This is a genomic window from Dyella halodurans (assembly GCF_026283925.1).
In the GTDB taxonomy this organism is placed as follows: Bacteria; Pseudomonadota; Gammaproteobacteria; order Xanthomonadales; family Rhodanobacteraceae; genus Dyella; species Dyella halodurans.
Genome location: NZ_JAPDPF010000003.1, coordinates 325,012 through 342,972 on the forward strand (window position 1 = coordinate 325,012; position 17,961 = coordinate 342,972).

The following is a 17,961-nucleotide window of genomic DNA, read 5'->3' on the forward strand; positions in this document are numbered from 1 at the left end:
TCATGGCACAAATCACTCTTATCGAAGCCGTCACCCAGGCGCTGGCCTATGAAATGGCCCATGACGACAGCGTCGTCGTGCTCGGTGAGGACGTGGGCGTCAACGGCGGCGTGTTCCGCGCCACCCAGGGCCTGCAGGAAAAGTTCGGCGAGCTGCGCGTGCTCGACACGCCGCTGGACGAAACCACCATTGCCGGCGTCACCGTGGGCCTTGCCGCCCAGGGCATGAAGCCGGTGGCCGAAGCGCAGTTCGAAGGCTTCATCTATCCGATGATGGAGCAGATCGCCTGCCATGCCGCGCGCCTGCGCAACCGCACGCGCGGCCGCATCACCGTGCCGGCCGTGTGGCGTGCACCGTGGGGCGGCGGTATCCGCGCGCCGGAGCATCACTCCGAGGCGAACGAGCACCTGTTCACCAACATCCCGGGCCTGCGCGTGGTGATGCCGTCGTCGCCGGCACGCGCCTATGGCCTGCTGCTGGCCGCCATCCGCGATCCGGATCCGGTGATGTTCTTCGAGCCCAAGCGCATCTACCGCCAGTACAAGGAAGAAGTGCCGGATGACGGCGAGGCCCTGCCGCTCGACGTCTGCTTCGTGCTGCGCGACGGCACCGACGTCACCATCGTGACCTGGGGCGCCCAGGTGAAGGAAGCGCTGGAAGCCGCCGATGAACTCGCCGCCGACGGCATCAGCGCCGAAGTGATCGACGTAGCCACGCTGACGCCGCTGGACTTCGACACCATCGCCGAGTCGGTGCAGAAGACCGGCCGCTGCGTGATCGTGCACGAGGCCCCCAAGACCGCCGGCTTCGGTGCCGAGATCGCCGCGCGCCTGGCCGAGGAATGCATGTACGACCTGCTCGCGCCGGTCGAGCGCGTGACCGGCTTCGACACGCATATCCCGCTGTTCCGCCTGGAAATGAAGTACCTGCCGAGCACCGAGCGCGTGGTGGCTGCCGCCAAGCGCACGCTGGCCGCCAGCTAAAATCCTTCCGCGCTCGTCGTCCCCGCGAAGGCGGGGACCCAGCGCCTCAGACCAAGCACTGGATCCCCGCCTCCGCGGGGATGACGACCAAACAAATTCGCGAGAATCATCATGGCCAACATCAAGACGTTCTATCTGCCCGACCTCGGCGAGGGCCTGCCCGACGCCACCATCGTCGAGTGGCACGTGAAGGAAGGCGACAACATCAAGCTCGACGCGCCGCTGTGCTCGATGGAAACCGCCAAGGCCGTCGTCGACGTGCCGTCGCCGTACACCGGCAAGGTCGTCAAGCTGCATGGCGCCGCCGGCGACATCATCGAGACCGGCTCGGCGCTGGCCGAGTTCGAGCCCGACCCGAATGCCAAGCAGCGCGCTGAAGCTGAATCCACCGGCCACCACCACGGCCCGAAGAAGAGCGTGGGCAGCGCTACCGCTGACGCGCACAAGGTCGTCGCCTCCGACGAAGGCGGCGAGATCGACGCCGACGACAAGCCGGAACGCGAAGACGAAGGCACCGTGGTCGGCGCCATGATCAGCGGCAGCCACGTGCACGTCGAACAGGCCAGCAGCGTCGGTGGCGTGAAGGCCGTGCCGGCCGTGCGCGCCCTGGCCAAGAAGCTCAAGGTCGACCTCACCCGCGTGCGCCCCACCGGCGCCGATGGCGTGGTCACCCTGCAGGACGTGAAGAACGCCGCCGCCAACGGCACGGCCGCCCTCGGCGCCGCGCCGGCGCGTGCCGTGCCCGCCTCCGCCGGTCGTCACCTGGCTCCCGAGCTGCCGCAGCCTGAGGCGGCCCGTACGGCCACCTCGCTGGCCGGCAAGCCGGTGCGCACGGCCCCGCCGAGCGTGCACGCCAGCGGCCAGCCTGAGCAGTTGAAGGGCGTCCGCCGCAACATGGCGCGCGTGATGGCCGAAGCCCACGCCAACGTGGTGCCGACCTCCCTGGTCGACGATGCCGACCTGCATGCCTGGATCGGCAAGCAGGACATCACCGCCCGCCTGATCCGCGCCATCGTGGTCGCCTGCAAGGCGGTGCCGGCGATGAATGCCTGGTTCGACGGCAAGAACCTCACCCGCACCCTGCATCCGCACGTGGACATCGGCATCGCCGTGGATACCGACGACGGCCTGTTCGTGCCGGCGCTGCGCAACGCCGACGTGCTGGACGGCGCCGGCGTGCGTGCCGCGATCAAGCGCCTGCGCTCGCAGGTGGAAGACCGCAGCATCCCCGCCTCGGAACTGTCCGGCTACACCATCAGCCTGTCGAACTTCGGCATGTTCGCCGGTCGCTACGCCACCCCGGTGGTGGTGCCGCCGACGGTGGCCATCATTGGCGCCGGCAAGCTGAGCCACGACGTGGTGGCGGTGATGGGCGGCATCGAAGTGCATCGCCGCATGCCGCTGTCGGTGACGTTCGATCACCGCGCCGTGACGGGTGGCGAAGCCGCGCGCTTCCTCAAGGCCATGATCGACGATCTGGGCCTGCCGAACTAAGCAGCAACAGCGTCGTGAGAGCCCCGGCCGATGCCGGGGCTTTTTTTATGCGTCGGCCGAGCCTGGGCCGATGACGATGGTGGTCGTGCGATGCGCGCCCAGGCCGATCGATTGACAGCATCTCTACAGGTGGATAGCTATACGGATGCCATCGACACCCGCAGAGGAACATGCCATGCACCACAGCAGGCTGTGCACGATCGTGATCGACTGCCAGACCGACGACCTCGCGCCGGCCACCATGTTCTGGAGCCACGCGCTCGGCAAGTCCATCGTCACGCTCGACCAGGATGGCGACGGGCGCTATGCGGAACTGGCAACGGCTGACGATGAGCCGATCATCCTGCTGCAACGCGTCGAGCACGACAGCCGCGTGCACCTGGATATCGAGACGGATGATCTGGCGGCGGAAGTCGAGCGACTTGAACAACTCGGCGCCACTCGCGTGGCCTGCGTGCGCGACCGCTGGTGGGTCATGCAGGCGCCCAGCGGTCATCGTTTTTGCGTGATACGCCAGCAGCGGGAACGCTTCGGCCCGCACCTCAATCGCTGGGAATGACCCACCGGCACTCGCCCGGCGCGCGCAAGACCATGCTCAAGCCGCGACCTCAGTAATCGCGGACATCCAGCGCGACAAAGCCACGAACACTATAGCCCGCATCTACCGTCGGCCATGCCAGGGACGCCAGCAAGCGGTCGCCGGCCGGCCATGGCGCATTGTCGAGCAGCGCTTCGGCGCTTACCTGGCCGTCGTCGGTACGGCGATGGAACAGGCGCACCCAATGCAGTTCCGGGCTGAGTGATTCGTTCTGCAATGCGGTCCGCAAAGCCGGCACGAGCTCGCCCGGGGCCTCGACGCCATCGCGACTCGACACCAGTGGGCCGATGAACGCGTCCCACGTGCGTACGCCGATGTCCCAGCTCTGCAGCTGCATCCGGCGATCGTCGGTGACATACCAGCAGGCCGCCAGCACGACATGGAACACGCTGCGCTCGAACGCTTCCAGCGCGTTGCGGCAAGCGTCCTCGCCCACGCCGACACCGGCAAAACTCTCTTCGATATGGCGGTCCTCGCTGATCACGATATCGACGTCCAGACGTCCGGGCTCCCCTGCCGAGCCCTCGTGCCAGAGCGCCCGCACGGCCGGAAAATCGCCATCGGTCATCAGCCACTCTTCGTCGGGTTCCAGCTCGACGTCATGCCGCTCGAACAGGCGAAGCAGATAGCGTTGCAGGGTTGCATCGTCCATGGGAATCCTCGTCGTTACTATGAGCGGGCGCGGGGACGCCAGAGCAGATGGCGGATGATCAGCGCCAACACCAACACCAGCACGCAGGCGCCATAGCCGTAAAGCGCCGGCAATACCTGTCGCCAGATGGCACCGCTTGAAGGGCCGTATTCGCCAACGGCCGGCACGCTTGCCGTATCGAAGGCCACGATGTCGCACTGCACCGCCGCGAAGGCGGCCAGCAGCAGGGCAGCCACGTCAAAACTGCGGCGCGCGCGCGTGCGCGGCAAGCTCTTGGGGTAGGCCCAGTAAGCCCAACCCAGGATGAGCAGCCAGGGCGCCAGCAACAGAATGGCGAGGAAACGCATAAGTCAGGTCACTCCGTCAGCGCCAGCGCCCACTGCACTCATTCCTGTGCAGCGAGCTGATCCAGTGCCCCACGCAAACGCGCCAGGGCTTCGTCCCGCGCCTGTTCGTCGCCGTAGGTCGGCGTCGTGGCCACCTGCTCGCCGTCCAATTCCAGCGCCAGCGCCAGCGGCTGTGCCTGCAGCACGGCCGAGACCCCACCCAGCTCCTTGATGCGCTTCTGCAACGCGCCGGCCGATTTGGGGTCGGCAAACGCCTTCGACAGCAGCAGCTCTTCGCCATCGGCGGAGAACAGGCGGAAGCGGAAGCTACCATCGCCATCACGAAAACTGGCGAAGCGCGGCGATTTGCCCGGCTTGGGCGCAGCCTTGGACGCTGCCTGCGGCGCGGCCACGCTACCCGAGCGCAAGCCAATGGCATCACGCAGCTCGGCAATCTTGGGGGCGGCGATCGCCCGCGCTTTCTTCGCACCTTCGTGCAGGATCTCTTCGATCATCGCCGGCCGCGCAATCAAGGCATCGTAGCTCTCGCGCATCGGCGCCACATCCACTTCGATGCGCTCGAACAACACCTGCTTGGCCTCGCCCCAGCCGATCCCGTCGACCAGGGCCTGGCGGAACGCCGCCGACTCGGCTTCGCTGGCGAACGCGCGAAAGATGGTGAAGAGCGCGGAGTTGTCCGGGTCCTTCGCCTCGCCGGGAAGGCGCGAATCAGTGACGATGCGCATGATCGTGTCACGCAAATGCTTCTGGCCACCGGCGAACAGCGGAATGGTGTTGTCGTAACTCTTGGACATCTTGCGACCGTCGAGGCCGGGCAAGGTCGCCACCTGCTCTTCGATGACCACGTCCGGCAGCACGAAGAACTCGCGGCCATAGATGTGGTTGAAGCGCTGCGCGATATCGCGCGTCATCTCGACGTGCTGGATCTGGTCACGCCCCACCGGCACCTTGTTCGCGTTGAAGGCTAGGATGTCGGCGGCCATCAGCACCGGATACATGTACAGGCCCGCGGTGACGCCGGCGTCGGCGTCCTCGCCTGCCGCGCTGTTCTTGTCGACGGCAGCCTTGTAGGCATGTGCGCGATTGAGCAGGCCCTTGGCCGTGACGCAGGTGAGGAACCAGGTCAGTTCCGGGATTTCCGGAATGTCGGACTGGCGATAAAACGTGACCTTCTGCGGATCGAGGCCGGCGGCCAGCCAGGTGGCCGCTATCTCCAGGCGTGAACGCTCGATGCGGCCCGCGTCGTCGCTCTTGATCAGCGCATGATAGTCGGCCATGAAGTAGAACGCGTCGACGTCGTCACGCCGGCTGGCGGCCACCGCCGGGCGAATCGCGCCAACGTAGTTGCCCAGATGCGGCGTGCCGGTGGTGGTGATGCCAGTGAGTACGCGGGTCTTCATGTGCGATTCTTTATGCGTGTTGTTGGGTCGGGGCGTTCAGCGGATCAGCGGATCAGCGGATCAGCGTGGACTTGCCGAACAGCGATTCAACCAGATCCACCGCCAGCCTTGCGGTCTGATTGCGCTTGTCGAAGGCCGGATTGAGTTCGACGATATCCAGCGAGCTCACGCGACCGGTGTCGGCGATCATCTCCATGCACAGCTGCGCCTCGCGATAATTCGGTCCGCCTCGCACGGTCGTGCCCACGCCAGGCGCAATGGTCGGATCGAGGAAGTCGACGTCGAAACTCACGTGCAGATGGGTGTTCTCATCCACGTCGGCGAGCGCTTCTTCCATCGTACGCTTCATGCCGACTTCGTCGATGCGACGCATGTCGAAGATACTGACCTGGGCTTCGCGCACGAGACTCTTCTCGCCTTCATCCACCGAGCGGATGCCGATCTGGCGAAACACATCCGGCGTGGTCGCGGGCACGTGCCCGCCGACTTCGACCAGCGCCTGGGGTCCATTGCCGCACAGGCAGGCCACCGGCATGCCGTGAATATTGCCCGAGGGGGTGACGTCGGCGGTATTGAAATCGGCATGCGCATCCAGCCACAGCACGCGAAGTTTCTTGCCCTGCTCGCGGCAATGGCGTGCCACCGCACTGATCGAGCCGATGGCCAGGCAATGATCGCCGCCCAGCATCACCGGCACCCGCCCAGCCGCCAGCTCAGTATAGACGGCCGTATGCACCGCCTCGTTCCAGGCCACGACCTGGGGCAGATGGCGATAGCCATCCTGCGGCGGCTGCCACGGATTGACCGGCCCCTGCAGGTTGCCGTGGTCGATCACCTCGAACCCACGCCGTTCCAGCTTGCTGGCCAGGTTGGCCACGCGCAGTGCCTCCGGCCCCATCGAGGCGCCACGATGGCCGGCGCCGATGTCGGTGGGAACACCAATCAGGGAAAGTGCCTTGTTGCCCATGAAGTCTCGTCAGTGAGGAGGATTCGAAGCGGCAGCGCTCTCGCGCACCAGCGGAAGATGACGCTGCCGCCATGCATCGAGGCTGCCTTCGAGCTGGCGCACATGGGTATACCCCAGGCCCAGCAAGGTTTCCTGCGCACGCGTGGCACGACGCCCGGAGACGCAGTACACCACGATTTCGCGATCGCGCGGCACCCCCAGGGCGCCGGCACGACTGGCCAGCTCCTCCACCGGGATATTCAGCGCACCCGCAATATGGCCGTCGCGGAATTCATCCGTGTGACGCACGTCGAGCAGCAAGGGCGTCTGGCCGGTCTGTTGCTGCGCCAGCAGTTGGTCGGCAGCGAGCGGGGCGTCCATCGCCATGGCCAGGTTCGCCCCCGCCAACATGAGAAGGGCGGCAAGGGACGCATGGCGCATGGGAGGAATCCTCGAATGGTGCCGGCAGCAGGAATCGAACCCGCGACCTACTGATTACAAATCAGTTGCTCTACCAACTGAGCTATGCCGGCGAAGAACGGGCAGTCTAGCAAACCCGCGTCTGTTGACGCCAAAACAGCGGCCTCAGAAACAACCGGTGCTGTGCGAACCCACGCCACGCACACGGTTACGCCAATCCCCATGGCCATTGTCGGCCATCACCACGTCCAGCCAGTACTCCGGCACCGCCTCGGTACGCTCGCTCATCTGGGCGGGGAACCCGGCCGCCACCACCTGGTCGCGACGACGACGCGCATTGGCGGGATCCTTGAACAGCCCCAACGAAATGGTGTTGGACTGGTCACCCGTACCCACGATGAAATACTCGCCGACATTGGCGGCGGTAAGGCGGCGCGCCAGTTCCAGCGACTTGTCGCGGCTGCCGCCACCAGGCAGATAGACCCACCAGCCGGTGGTCTGGGTGGTTTGCTCCTGGCGCGAACGCATGCGTGCGGCCTGGTTGCTGAGCGCGGTCCGCGCATTGCGCAAGTCGATCGGCGTGGCGAAAGGCCCCAGGGCCATGCAGGTGTAGCTGGCCTGTCGCGGCGGTGTCGCCGGGATGGCCGGGGCTACCGGCGTCGACGCTGTCGGCGACGGCGACGGCGCTGAAGCTGCCGCGACAACCGATGCCGCGGCAACGGGCGTCGACGCCACGGAGGCGGGCGGCGGCGGTCGCTCGGACAGCAATTTCAGGGCCGGCACGCCCGGGTCGGTGGCGCTGCGACCGTGCACGTCGTCCTGCCCCAGCAGCAACCAGGCTCCCACCGCAATGTTGAGGGCAATCAGCAGTACGAACAGCAGGCGCAGGAACATCGTCGATCCGTCAGGCAAACGACAAGAGCCGGCATTCTAGAGAGCCGACCCGAGAGGGGAATGTGCGTCCGACCACACGGCCAGGCCACGCAGCACGCTATCGCTGCTGAGCCTCGCCGGCACGGACATCAACGGCAACAACGCTTCCGCGTCGCCGCCACCCAGTATCAGCAAGGGCGCGCCGCCGAGTGACGGCGCCAGCCGCGCCACGAAACGCTCGATCAGTGCCGCCGCCGCTTGCCAGCAACCGGAAGCCACCGCATCGGGCGTGTTGTCAGCCACATCGAGCACGCGCCCCGGCCGCTCGACCAGCACGCGCGCCGTCGCGCCAAGCAGGGACTGCTGCATCAGCTGCGGCCCGGGTGCGATCAGGCCGCCCAGGTGCACGCCATCCGCCGCCAGTGCATCGAGGGTCAGCGCCGTGCCCACGCCAGCCAGCACGCAGGGCCCGAGGCCATCGGCGTGCGCTGCCACCATGGCGAGGAAGCGGTCCACGCCCAGGCGCGCAGGATCGGCGTAGGCGTTGCGCACGCCGCAGGCTTCGGCCGGCGTGCGCAACCACTGCGTATCGCGGGCAAAGCGTGCCGACACCACGGCAGCGACCTGAGCCTCGCGCCCGGCATCCACCACCGATGCCGCCACCGCGGCCACCGGCATGGGCACCTCGCGCCAAGCCTCGTGCAGGGCCAGCACGACGTCTTCGTTCCAACTCACTGCGCCCTGAGACTGCCAGTCGCCGCCGTCGCACAGCGCCCACTTGAGTCGGGTGTTGCCCAGATCCAGCAGGAGTCTCATGCGCGCCGCACCGTGACATCGGCGCTGTCGATCGACAACACGCCCGCAGGTGTCTGCAGCAGCAGGGCACCCCGCGCATCCACACCGGCGCCGACGCCATCCAGCTCACCGAGCGCACCCTGCAGGTGCAGGGGCTTGCCGCGGAGCAGGTCGTGCCCGCCGTAGGCCTCGACGAAGCCGGCGAATCCTTCGTGTTCGAACTGGCGCAAGCCCTCGACCAGGGCGGCGATCAGGCTTGCCGCCACCAGGTTTCGATCGGGTGCCTGGCCATGCGCGAGGTTGGCCAGGTCGTTGATGGGCTGGCCGGCCTGCTCGCGCAGCGCCGCGGTAAGTCGCACGTTGACGCCCACGCCGATGATGGCGGCGCAGGGGCCCTGATACTCGCCGCTGAGCTCGACCAGGATGCCGGCCAGCTTGCCGCCATCGCTCAGCACATCGTTCGGCCACTTGAGGCCCGCACCCTGGATACCCAGGGCCGCCAGCGTGCGCATCACGATGACGCCCACCGCCAGGGACAGGCCCGACAGCGCAGCAAAGCCCGCGTCGAAACGCTTCAGGCAGGACAGGTAGACGTTCAAGCCCGGCGGCGACAACCATGCGCGACCGCGGCGTCCGCGGCCAGCGCTCTGGGTCTCGGCCAGGATCATGCTCAAGTCGGGCAACGTGCCCAGGCGACGCTGAATCTCATTAGAGGTCGAGTCGATCTCCCAATGCAGCTCCAGCGCGCCCACGTGGCTGCGCACATGCGACGGCAAGGCCGCCCGAATCTCCTGCAAACCCAGCACCTGCAACGGCCAGGGCAGGCAATAGCCCGCGGTGCCGCGCGATTCCACCGGCACGCCCCGCGCGCGCAAGGCCTCGACCTGCTTCCAGATGGCTGCCCGGGTCACGCCGGCACGCTCAGCCAGGAAAGCACCAGACACGGTGTCTCCATGCGCGAGAGCGACCAGCAACTCTTGCGCCTGCATCAGCGTAGGCCAACGCCAGGGAGGCCGCGTGAGCGACTAACGGCAAGGCATGCACGCGGGGCTGGGAGAGGTGACATCGGGCGATTCTAGCCTGCCGCGTGCACGCCCCAAACATCGGTGCGCGCTTCAAACGCCATGACTTCTGGGACTCGCGGGTTCTTGCGGGGGGCTTGCGGGGCACTGGCATCGGATGCCCATTTCTGCCAGCATCCGGTACTTGGATTGCGGATCAAGGGGTTGCGCCGCGATGGGCGTCGGGAAGTTCTTGATAGGTTGTGCTCTGTGCGTCGGCGGCATTGGTGCTGCGTCGGCCATGGACGCTGACACCCAAGATCTGACCTCCATGCAGCGTTCGGTGGACAGCAGCTCCAGCACTCACGATGGCGGTGGCAACAGCAGCGGCGACGCACTGGGCCTGCCACGCGATGCATCCCCCTCTTCGGGCTCCGCGTCCTCTTCGTCGAGCAATGACAACTGCCCGAGCACCACCCCGCCAGCGGCACCGAGCGGTCACCGCGCCTATCTTGGCTGGCAGTCACTGCTGCCCGGCTCTATCCAGTAAGTCTTCGGCCTGTGCCGGAATCATGGTGGCGGCGTTTCCGCTCCTATTTCACGGCTCCACCACTCCCTGACTCGCTGTGGCAGCGCGCGCTCGCGGGCTGTCCGCTGGGGTTGCGGCTGGATGCTGCGCGCCAGGATGAACTACGGCGCCTGGTCGCGGTTTTCCTTGCGCGCAAGCGCTTTCATGCCCTGGCCGGGGCGGAACTGACTGAGCATCTGCGCACCCTGATCGCCATGCAGGCCTGTCTGCCGGCGCTCCAGCAAGGCCCGCGCGCGCTGCGCGGCTGGCGCGAGGTGCTGGTCTATCCTGGCGAGTTCAAGGTGCATCGCAGCCACCACGACGAGCACAGCGGCATCGTCAGCGAAGGCGACGACGTGCTGATCGGCGAGGCGTGGGAGCACGGCCCCCTGGTGCTGTCACTGGCCGATGTGCAGCTCGACCTGGAACGGCCCTGGGATGGCTACAACGTGGTCGTGCACGAGATCGCGCACAAGCTCGACATGCTCGATGGCCCACCCGACGGCGTGCCGCCACTCCCTGCCCATATCGTCCGGCGACAATGGATCGTGGCTTTCCAACGCGCCTTCGACCATCTCGCCAACGACGTGGCGCGCGGGCGCGAAACCTTGATCGATGCGTATGCCGTCGAAGGTGCGGATGAATTCTTCGCCGTGGTCAGCGAGCTGCACTTCTCGCAGCCGGCCGTGTTGCGTCGTGCCGATGCGGCCGTCGCCGATCTGCTGCAGGCGTATTACGGACCGTCGCCTGCGCCTGGTTAGGAGACAGGGGCTAGGGATGAGTGGCGAGGGCGCAACGGCGTTGGCGCCCCACTACTCGCCCCCGCCCCAGCCTTAGCCCGGCGGCAACCTCACACTGAAGCGGGCGCCGTTGAGCTCCGGCGAGCGATCGACAATCAATTCGCCCTGATAGGCACGCACGATGTCCTGCACGATGGACAGGCCGATGCCATGGCCTTGCACGCGCTCATCGCCGCGCACGCCACGTTGCAGCACGCTCTCGATCTTGTCTTCGTCGATGCCCGGGCCGTCGTCCTCGACACTCAGCCACAGGCCAGGGCGCTGGCGACCCGCCACGGGGCGCATCTTCACCACCAGCAAGACCTGGTGACGGGCCCATTTGAACGCGTTCTCCAGCAGATTGCCCATCAGCTCGAGCAGATCGCCCTGCTCGCCGTAGAACGCTGCGTTGTCGTCGATATCGAATTCGCACAACACGTTCTTCGCCGCATAGACCTTCTCGAGGCTTTGCACCAGGTCCTCAGCGTGGCCGGCGATCGGAATCGCGGTTGCCGCGAAGGTCTGCCGCCCCGACGTCGCCGCGCGCGCCAGCTGGTAGGCCACCAGTTCGTCCATCTTGCGCACCTGGTCGAGCACCTGATTGCGCAGGCCCGACTCGTCGCTCACCGTTTCGAGCCCGGAGCGGATCACCGCCAACGGCGTCTTCAGGCTGTGCGCGAGATCGGACAAGGTATTGCGCGTGCGCACGCGCTGCTCGCGCTCGCTGTCGACGAAGGCGTTGATGCGCTCGGTCAGGCCCGTAAGCTCGGCAGGATACTGGTCACCCAGATGCTCGCTTTCGCCGCGCTCCACGCGCGACATCTCGCTGGCCACCTTGCGCAAGGGCGTGAGGCTCCAGCGCAGCAGCAGCATCTGCAGCAGGATCAACATCACGCCCAGCGAGGCGAGCCAGAAAATCAGACTGCGACGAAAGACGGCATTGCGGCCTTCAAGCTGGTCCTCGGTCTGCGCCACCATGAAGGTGAGGTGCACGGACTTCTTCTCGGCGGTATCGAGGGCCACCCCGTAGGTGTAGTAGTACAGCCGCCCCATGCGCGTATCGATCGGGCCGTCAAACTGTCCTTCGCCCGGCGCCAGCGGCTTGAGGAAGCCAAAGTCGCGCCCGATGGCCGAAGGCGATTCCCACTTGAATCCGTTGTCGCCGATGGCGACGGCATACAGGCCCGAGCCTGGGCGCGAGAAGCTCGGGTCGGGGGGCGTATCGGGCAACAGCACCTTGCCGGAACGACCGACCTCGGTGCCCGCCAGATAGGCCACGACGAAGTTCTGCAGGCGGTCCTGCAGACCTTGTAGCGCGCTGTCGGCACTGGTGCGCGACAGCGTGAGTCCAACCACGCCAAGGAAGGCCGCCAGCACGAAGCTGGTGGCTAGCGCCGCTCGCGCCGCCAGTGAAAATGGGCGGCGCGGCGGTTGCGTATCACTCGTCGTCGGCTTCGCTGCGAGGGATGGCAAAGCGGTATCCGCGTCCACGTACCGTCTCGATGGGCTTGAGGTTGCCGTCCGGGTCCAGCTTGCGGCGCAGACGACCAATGAAGACTTCCAGCACGTTCGAGTCGCGGTCGAAATCCTGCTGATAGATGTGTTCGGTGAGGTCGGCCTTGGAGACCAGCTCGCCCGCATGCAGCATCAGGTATTCCAGCACCTTGTACTCGTAGCTGGTCAGGTCGACGACCTTGCCTTCCACGGTCACGGTCTGCGCGGTGGTATCGAGCTTGATCGGGCCGCAGGCCAGCACCGGCTTGGACCAGCCGCTGGCACGACGCACCAGCGCGTTGATGCGCGCCAGCAGTTCCTCGACGTGGAACGGCTTTACCAGGTAGTCATCCGCGCCGTGCTTCAGGCCCTCGACCTTGTCCTGCCAGCCGCCACGGGCGGTGAGGATAAGGATGGGATAGCGCTGACCGGCCTCGCGCAGCGCCTTGATCAGGTCCATGCCCGACATCCGGGGCAGGCCCAGGTCGATGATGGCCAGGTCGAACGGCACCTCGCGACCGAGGTAGATACCTTCCTCGCCGTCCTGGGCCGCATCGACAGCAAAACCGTCGCGCTTCAGACGGGCGGCAAGCGTTTCGCGCAACGGCGCCTCGTCCTCAACCAAAAGGATGCGCATCAGTGTTTCTCCTTGTTGCTATCACCGTCAGCGGACGGGTTCTTGGTCGAATCGTTGGAAGCCGGCCCCTTGCTGGCCTCCGTGGTAACGGTCACTACCCGCACATGGCCGGTGGGCGTCAACACCTTCACCCGATGCTCGAATGAGCTTCGACCACGTCGAACGGTACTGGCCGACAGCACCTTGCCGCCAGTCTCCTGCTGCACCTGGACCACCGCCTGCTCCAGCGTCATGGCCGGCTCGACGGTCTGCGCAGCAAGCGCGCCACTTCCCGCCGACAGCGAGAGCAGCAACATCGAGCTACACAGAATTGTTTTAATTTTGTTAAACAAACCCGGATAACCTGCGAGGACGAGAGGCATCTTCGTTCAGACTATGGAATCGGGGCTGAATACTGACCGGACGGGCCTGCCACGTCACGCCGCCACCTGGGTTGGCGCCATCGCCTGGTCGATCAGCGCCCAGCCTGCACCCGGCAAATGAGCGCCCTCGCTGAGCCGGCGACGGAACCCCCGGGCACCCGGCTCACCCTGATACAAGCCCAATAAATGACGGCTGATGTGCTTGAGCGCCGTACCCCGGGCCAGCTCGGCCTCGATATAGGGACGCATGCGCAGCAGCACGTCCTCGCGCGCAGGCAGCGGTTCTCCATACAAGGCGGCCTCGACCAGGGCCAACACGTAGGGATCGTGATAGGCCGCACGCCCCAGCATCACGCCATCGACCTGGGCCAGGTGCGCCTGCACCTCCTCTGCCGTAGTGATGCCGCCGTTGATGACCACGACCAGTTGCGGAAACTCGCGCTTGAGCCGATACACGCGCTGGTAGTCGAGCGGCGGAATCTCGCGGTTCTCCTTCGGGCTCAGGCCTTGCAGCCAGGCCTTGCGCGCGTGCACCACCAACACCTCGACGCCGGCGCCGAGCATGGTTTCGGTAAAGTGCTGCAGATCGGCGTAGTCGTCCTGGTCGTCCACGCCGATGCGGCATTTCACCGTGACCGGTACATCCACCGCATCACGCATCGCCCTCACGCAATCGCCGACCAGGGCCGGCTCGCGCATCAGGCACGCGCCGAAGCGACCCGACTGCACGCGATCGGACGGGCAGCCCACGTTGAGGTTGATCTCGTCATAACCCGCGTCCATGCCGTAGCGCGCCGCCACCGCCAGCTCCGTTGGATCGCTGCCGCCAAGCTGCAGCGCTACCGGATGCTCCTGCTGGCTATGCTCGAGCAGGCGCAGCTGCTTGCCGCGCACCAGCGCCGCACTCGTCACCATTTCGGTATACAAGCGCGCATGCGGCGACAACAGCCGATGGAAATAGCGGCAGTGGCGATCCGTCCAGTCCATCATCGGAGCGACGGTGAGGCGCCAGGCTTCGTTTTGAACGGAGCTGGCAGCGGGGATAGGGGCGGCAGACATGGCCGCTATTGTACGTGCTGGCGCTGAAGCGCATGGCCGGCGCCGTGGAACCGCCCGCACCCCAGGCATAGCGATGCAGCTCGCGTCATGATGCCGCAGTGCCTTGCCTGGGCCTGGGCGGCCACGCTGCCGGATGTGCCGATGCGGCTGCAAAACCGCACGGGGCTTCGTTTTCGGCAACATGCGCTGCACGGACGGCCTGCCATGAACCGCCCGCCCGGCGATGGCATAATGGCGATCCTGGCTGCACCTGCGGCAGCACTCGTCAGGCGCAGCGGCTTCCGCCTTCCCCATACGAGTCCGGTTCCGGTCCCCGCCGGCGCCCTGCCCGCAGCTCCCCTCTACTCTGGACGGTAACCGGCAATGGTGGCATTGGCGACGGAGCACGTGATCGACGTGCACCACTGGAACGACAGTCTTTTCAGCTTCCGCACCACGCGCGATCCGGGCTTTCGCTTCGACAGCGGGCAGTTCGTGATGATCGGGCTCGAGGTCGACGGACGTCCGCTGATGCGCGCTTATTCGATTGCCAGTGCGAACTATGAGGAACACCTGGAGTTCTTCAGCATCAAGGTGCCGAACGGGCCGCTGACCTCGCGCCTGCAGCACCTCCGGCCCGGGGATCCGCTCATCGTCAGCCGCAAGCCGACCGGCACCCTGGTGCTCAATGACCTCAAGCCGGGCAAGCACCTGTATCTGCTTGGCACGGGCACGGGCCTGGCGCCGTTCCTGAGCCTGGTGCGCGATCCGGAGACCTACGAGCGCTTCGACAAGATCGTGGTTGCCCATGGTGTGCGCAACATCAGCGACCTCGCCTATGCCGACTTCCTGCAGCATGAATTGCTGCAGCATGAATACCTGGGTGAGCTGGCTCGCGAGAAGCTCATCTACTACCCCACGGTGACGCGCGAAGCGTTCCGCAATCAGGGCCGCATCACCGACGCCATTGTCGACGGCGCCATGAGCAAGGCCATCGGCCTGCCCCCGCTCGATCCAGCCACGGATCGCGTGATGCTTTGCGGCAGTCCTGCCATGCTGGACGATACCTGCGCCTTGCTGGACAGCCGCGGCTTCGCGATTTCGCCGCGTACCCGCGAACCTGGCGACTATGTGATCGAGCGCGCGTTCGTCGAGAAGTAAGCGACGTCGCGGCAAGCACCCGAGAGAGGGAGTCACCATGCTGGAGATTGCGCTCTACGTACTGGCCGCGGTGCTGATGGTGGGTGGACTGGTCGGCAATATCCTGCCGGCGCTTCCAGGCATCCCGATGATCTTTGGCGGCATCTGGCTGGCCGCAGCGGTGAATCAATACCAGCACGTCGGCCTGTGGTGGCTGGTGGTCATCGGCGTGCTTGGCACCGTGGGTGTCATCGTCGACTTCGTTGCCGCCACCCTGGGCGCCAAGCGCATCGGGGCGAGCCCGCTGGCCTTGTCGGGGGCGGGCCTGGGCACCCTGATCGGCATGTTTCTCGGCATACCGGGCCTGCTTCTCGGGCCATTCGTGGGCGCGCTGCTGGGTGAACTTGCCTCGGGTACCAGCGTGCTGCGCTCGGCCCATGTAGGCGCGGCCACCTGGATGGGGCTGCTGTTCGGCACCCTGATCAAGCTGGTGATCTCGTTCGTCATGATCGGCCTGTTCGCCTTCGCCATGCTTATCGGCTGAGCGCCGGGTCGGGGCGGCCCCGAGACCTTCGGCACATGGCGCCCGTCGCGGCCGCCCTTATAGGCTCCGGGTACCACGACTTTGGGGAACAACATGTCCAAACGCCTCGCCCTTGCCATGGCGGTCTCGCTGATGGCCGTCGGATCGGTTCACGCCGAAGCCAAGGCACCTACCTGGATCGAGCGCAGCAACACCGACTCCAAGGTGATGCTCGACGTGCTCGCCAGGTTCAGCCCGGAATTCGCCTCGCAGATCGGCCTGCCCGAGTACGACGCCAAGGTCGCCGACCTCAAGCCCGATGTCGATGCGCGCTCCCGCGCGGCACTGGTCGAGGCGAAGGCCAAGCTTGAGAAGATGCTGGCTGCCGAGAAGGACACCAATGTGAAGCAGGATCTGCAGATCCTGATCAAGGCGGCCGACCAGCAGATCGAAGGCATCGACCTCAATCACAAATACATGCTGCCCTACCAGGACGTGGGCCAGCTGATCTTCGGTGGCGAATTCGCGCTGCTGAAGGACGATGTCGCCGCCAAGCGCCGTCCCGCCGCGCTCAAGCGACTTCAGTGCTATGTAGGCAAGGCACCCGGCTGCACGCCGATCACCGAGCTGGCCAAGGCGCAGACCCAGGCACGCCTGGGCGAGAAAGACCTGATCGGCCCGTACAAGGGCGAAGTGGAGCAGAAGCTCGCCAATACGCAGCGCTACGCGCAAGGCATCCGCCAGCTGTTCGCCAAGTACAAGCTGGACGATGCCGAAGGCAAGGCCGCGCTCGATGCCATGGACAGTCAGCTGAAGGACTACGACAGCTGGGTACGTGCCACCATCGTGCCGCGTGCACGCGCCGACTTCCGCCTGCCCGAGCCGCTGTATGCGTACAACCTCAAGCAGGTTGGCGTCGACATTCCGCCGGAAGAGCTGATCAAGCAGGCGCAGCTGGAATTCGTCGAACTGCGCTCGATGATGCAGATGATGGCGCCGGTGGTGGCCAAGGCCGAAGGCATCGACGCCACCGACTACCGTGATGTGCTGAAGGCGCTCAAGCAGCAGCAGCTGGGCAAGGACGACGTGGTGCCGTGGTACCACGAGACCATCGGCAAGATCGAGGACACCATCCGCCGCGAGCACATCATCACCCTGCCGCAGCGCAAGATGCAGATGCGCCTCGCCTCCGAGGCGGAAACCGCCGCGGTGCCGGCACCGCATATGGACCCGCCGCCCTTCATCAACAACCACGGCGAGCAGGGCACCTTCGTCCTGACCATGGGCAACCCCTCGTCGAACGGCGACAAGTCGCAGTCGTACGACGACTTCACCTATAAGGCTGCCGCCTGGACGCTGACCTCGCACGAAGGCCGCCCGGGGCATGAGCTGCAGTTTGCCGCCATGGTCGAGCGCGGCGTGTCGCTGGCGCGCAGCTTGTTCGCCTTCAACAGCGTCAACGTGGAAGGCTGGGCGCTGTACGCGGAGTCGGAGATGCTGCCGTATGAACCGCCGGCAGGCCAGTTCGTCGCCTTGCAGGCTCGCCTGCAGCGCGCGGCCCGCGCATTCCTCGATCCGATGCTCAACCTCGGCCTGATCAGCAAGGAGCGCGCGCACGATGTACTGCGCTACGACGTCGGCCTGTCGGAAGCCATGACCCAGCAGGAGCTGGATCGCTACACCTTCAACAGCCCGGGCCAGGCCACGGCGTATTTCTACGGCTATATGCGCCTGCAGCAGACGCGCCTGGAAACGGAACTGGCCTTGGGCAAGGACTTCAATCGCCAAGCCTTCAACGACTTCGTGATCGGCCAGGGCCTGCTGCCGCCGGAGCAGCTGGCCGAGGCCGTGCGCACGCAGTTCATCCCGTCGCAAAAGAAGAAATGATCCAGCCACGCGGGGACGTCACCG

General features: G+C 66.0%; 20 protein-coding genes and 1 tRNA gene. 8 read left to right on the plus strand and 13 right to left on the minus strand.

Annotation, left to right across the window (positions count from 1 at the left end; all coding sequences use genetic code 11):
- Positions 1-2: 2 nt before the first annotated feature.
- From OUZ49_RS08200 to OUZ49_RS08210, 3 genes are all read left to right on the plus strand, one after another.
- Positions 3-983 carry an alpha-ketoacid dehydrogenase subunit beta gene (locus OUZ49_RS08200; protein ID WP_266149848.1) on the plus strand — a complete coding sequence of 327 codons (981 nt, stop codon included), beginning with the start codon at positions 3-5 and terminating at the stop codon, positions 981-983.
- Positions 984-1,094: 111 nt separating this feature from the next.
- Positions 1,095-2,477 carry a dihydrolipoamide acetyltransferase family protein gene (locus tag OUZ49_RS08205; protein WP_266149849.1) on the plus strand — a complete coding sequence of 461 codons (1,383 nt, stop codon included), beginning with the start codon at positions 1,095-1,097 and terminating at the stop codon, positions 2,475-2,477.
- Between the two features lie 175 nt (positions 2,478-2,652).
- Positions 2,653-3,036 (plus strand): VOC family protein, encoded by a 384-nt coding sequence (locus tag OUZ49_RS08210; protein WP_266149850.1) that lies wholly within the window; start codon positions 2,653-2,655, stop codon positions 3,034-3,036.
- Positions 3,037-3,085: 49 nt separating this feature from the next.
- Here the strand turns inward: OUZ49_RS08210 and OUZ49_RS08215 are convergent, their stop codons facing one another.
- The 9 genes from OUZ49_RS08215 to OUZ49_RS08255 all read right to left on the minus strand — a co-directional run bounded on the left by OUZ49_RS08215 (position 3,086) and on the right by OUZ49_RS08255 (position 9,497).
- Entirely contained in the window at positions 3,086-3,727 is a 642-nt protein-coding gene (locus tag OUZ49_RS08215; RefSeq protein WP_266149852.1) for a DUF6348 family protein, read from the minus strand.
- Positions 3,728-3,744: 17 nt separating this feature from the next.
- Positions 3,745-4,074 carry a hypothetical protein gene (locus tag OUZ49_RS08220; protein ID WP_266149853.1) on the minus strand — a complete coding sequence of 110 codons (330 nt, stop codon included), beginning with the start codon at positions 4,072-4,074 and terminating at the stop codon, positions 3,745-3,747.
- Between the two features lie 38 nt (positions 4,075-4,112).
- The gene (locus OUZ49_RS08225; RefSeq protein WP_266149854.1) at positions 4,113-5,474 is read right to left on the minus strand and encodes a tryptophan--tRNA ligase; all 1,362 of its coding nucleotides are present in this window, start codon (positions 5,472-5,474) and stop codon (positions 4,113-4,115) included.
- A 52-nt stretch (positions 5,475-5,526) separates the two neighbouring features.
- Positions 5,527-6,441, minus strand: coding sequence for an arginase (rocF, locus tag OUZ49_RS08230; RefSeq protein WP_266149855.1), 915 nt, complete (start codon positions 6,439-6,441; stop codon positions 5,527-5,529).
- Positions 6,442-6,450: 9 nt separating this feature from the next.
- Positions 6,451-6,861: a rhodanese-like domain-containing protein gene (locus tag OUZ49_RS08235; RefSeq protein WP_266149856.1), complete on the minus strand. Its 411-nt coding sequence runs from the start codon at positions 6,859-6,861 to the stop codon at positions 6,451-6,453.
- Positions 6,862-6,877: 16 nt separating this feature from the next.
- A tRNA-Thr gene (locus tag OUZ49_RS08240) sits at positions 6,878-6,953 on the minus strand.
- Between the two features lie 52 nt (positions 6,954-7,005).
- Positions 7,006-7,734, minus strand: a complete 729-nt coding sequence (locus OUZ49_RS08245; protein ID WP_266149857.1) for an SPOR domain-containing protein — start codon at positions 7,732-7,734, stop codon at positions 7,006-7,008.
- Between the two features lie 36 nt (positions 7,735-7,770).
- A complete protein-coding gene (locus OUZ49_RS08250) occupies positions 7,771-8,529 on the minus strand; it encodes a type III pantothenate kinase (RefSeq protein WP_266149858.1) in 759 nt (252 codons plus the stop codon).
- A complete protein-coding gene (locus tag OUZ49_RS08255) occupies positions 8,526-9,497 on the minus strand; it encodes a biotin--[acetyl-CoA-carboxylase] ligase (protein ID WP_266149859.1) in 972 nt (323 codons plus the stop codon). The genes OUZ49_RS08250 and OUZ49_RS08255 overlap by 4 nt, the downstream gene beginning before the upstream one ends.
- Before the next feature lie 313 nt (positions 9,498-9,810).
- Here OUZ49_RS08255 and OUZ49_RS08260 point away from each other — a divergent pair, with 313 nt between their 5' ends.
- The gene (locus OUZ49_RS08260) at positions 9,811-10,059 is read left to right on the plus strand and encodes a hypothetical protein (protein ID WP_266149860.1); all 249 of its coding nucleotides are present in this window, start codon (positions 9,811-9,813) and stop codon (positions 10,057-10,059) included.
- Between the two features lie 11 nt (positions 10,060-10,070).
- Positions 10,071-10,838, plus strand: coding sequence for a M90 family metallopeptidase (locus tag OUZ49_RS08265; protein ID WP_266149861.1), 768 nt, complete (start codon positions 10,071-10,073; stop codon positions 10,836-10,838).
- A 72-nt stretch (positions 10,839-10,910) separates the two neighbouring features.
- Here the strand turns inward: OUZ49_RS08265 and OUZ49_RS08270 are convergent, their stop codons facing one another.
- From OUZ49_RS08270 to dusA, 4 genes are all read right to left on the minus strand, one after another.
- A complete protein-coding gene (locus OUZ49_RS08270) occupies positions 10,911-12,329 on the minus strand; it encodes an ATP-binding protein (RefSeq protein WP_266149862.1) in 1,419 nt (472 codons plus the stop codon).
- On the minus strand, positions 12,295-12,987 hold the full coding sequence (locus OUZ49_RS08275) for a response regulator transcription factor (protein ID WP_266149863.1): 693 nt from the start codon (positions 12,985-12,987) through the stop codon (positions 12,295-12,297). The genes OUZ49_RS08270 and OUZ49_RS08275 overlap by 35 nt, the downstream gene beginning before the upstream one ends.
- The gene (locus tag OUZ49_RS08280; protein ID WP_266149864.1) at positions 12,987-13,283 is read right to left on the minus strand and encodes a PepSY domain-containing protein; all 297 of its coding nucleotides are present in this window, start codon (positions 13,281-13,283) and stop codon (positions 12,987-12,989) included. Before OUZ49_RS08280 ends, OUZ49_RS08275 begins: the two co-directional genes overlap by 1 nt.
- A gap of 120 nt (positions 13,284-13,403) precedes the next feature.
- Positions 13,404-14,408, minus strand: coding sequence for a tRNA dihydrouridine(20/20a) synthase DusA (dusA, locus tag OUZ49_RS08285; protein ID WP_266149866.1), 1,005 nt, complete (start codon positions 14,406-14,408; stop codon positions 13,404-13,406).
- Between the two features lie 363 nt (positions 14,409-14,771).
- On the opposite strand from dusA, the gene OUZ49_RS08290 reads away from it, so the two are divergent.
- The 3 genes from OUZ49_RS08290 to OUZ49_RS08300 all read left to right on the plus strand — a co-directional run bounded on the left by OUZ49_RS08290 (position 14,772) and on the right by OUZ49_RS08300 (position 17,937).
- On the plus strand, positions 14,772-15,548 hold the full coding sequence (locus tag OUZ49_RS08290; protein ID WP_266149867.1) for a ferredoxin--NADP reductase: 777 nt from the start codon (positions 14,772-14,774) through the stop codon (positions 15,546-15,548).
- A 40-nt stretch (positions 15,549-15,588) separates the two neighbouring features.
- A complete protein-coding gene (locus OUZ49_RS08295; RefSeq protein ID WP_266150042.1) occupies positions 15,589-16,071 on the plus strand; it encodes a DUF456 domain-containing protein in 483 nt (160 codons plus the stop codon).
- Between the two features lie 93 nt (positions 16,072-16,164).
- On the plus strand, positions 16,165-17,937 hold the full coding sequence (locus OUZ49_RS08300) for a DUF885 domain-containing protein (RefSeq protein WP_266149868.1): 1,773 nt from the start codon (positions 16,165-16,167) through the stop codon (positions 17,935-17,937).
- Positions 17,938-17,961 lie beyond the last annotated feature (24 nt).

Coding starts and splice junctions, on each gene's coding strand:
- OUZ49_RS08200 (WP_266149848.1), top strand. CDS start 3: ATGGCACAAATCACTCTTATCGAAGCCGTCACCCAGGCGCTGGCCTAT.
- OUZ49_RS08205 (WP_266149849.1), top strand. CDS start 1,095: ATGGCCAACATCAAGACGTTCTATCTGCCCGACCTCGGCGAGGGCCTG.
- OUZ49_RS08210 (WP_266149850.1), top strand. CDS start 2,653: ATGCACCACAGCAGGCTGTGCACGATCGTGATCGACTGCCAGACCGAC.
- OUZ49_RS08215 (WP_266149852.1), bottom strand. CDS start 3,727: ATGGACGATGCAACCCTGCAACGCTATCTGCTTCGCCTGTTCGAGCGG.
- OUZ49_RS08220 (WP_266149853.1), bottom strand. CDS start 4,074: ATGCGTTTCCTCGCCATTCTGTTGCTGGCGCCCTGGCTGCTCATCCTG.
- OUZ49_RS08225 (WP_266149854.1), bottom strand. CDS start 5,474: ATGAAGACCCGCGTACTCACTGGCATCACCACCACCGGCACGCCGCAT.
- rocF (WP_266149855.1), bottom strand. CDS start 6,441: ATGGGCAACAAGGCACTTTCCCTGATTGGTGTTCCCACCGACATCGGC.
- OUZ49_RS08235 (WP_266149856.1), bottom strand. CDS start 6,861: ATGCGCCATGCGTCCCTTGCCGCCCTTCTCATGTTGGCGGGGGCGAAC.
- OUZ49_RS08245 (WP_266149857.1), bottom strand. CDS start 7,734: ATGTTCCTGCGCCTGCTGTTCGTACTGCTGATTGCCCTCAACATTGCG.
- OUZ49_RS08250 (WP_266149858.1), bottom strand. CDS start 8,529: ATGAGACTCCTGCTGGATCTGGGCAACACCCGACTCAAGTGGGCGCTG.
- OUZ49_RS08255 (WP_266149859.1), bottom strand. CDS start 9,497: ATGCAGGCGCAAGAGTTGCTGGTCGCTCTCGCGCATGGAGACACCGTG.
- OUZ49_RS08260 (WP_266149860.1), top strand. CDS start 9,811: ATGGACGCTGACACCCAAGATCTGACCTCCATGCAGCGTTCGGTGGAC.
- OUZ49_RS08275 (WP_266149863.1), bottom strand. CDS start 12,987: ATGCGCATCCTTTTGGTTGAGGACGAGGCGCCGTTGCGCGAAACGCTT.
- OUZ49_RS08280 (WP_266149864.1), bottom strand. CDS start 13,283: ATGTTGCTGCTCTCGCTGTCGGCGGGAAGTGGCGCGCTTGCTGCGCAG.
- dusA (WP_266149866.1), bottom strand. CDS start 14,408: ATGTCTGCCGCCCCTATCCCCGCTGCCAGCTCCGTTCAAAACGAAGCC.
- OUZ49_RS08290 (WP_266149867.1), top strand. CDS start 14,772: ATGGTGGCATTGGCGACGGAGCACGTGATCGACGTGCACCACTGGAAC.
- OUZ49_RS08300 (WP_266149868.1), top strand. CDS start 16,165: ATGTCCAAACGCCTCGCCCTTGCCATGGCGGTCTCGCTGATGGCCGTC.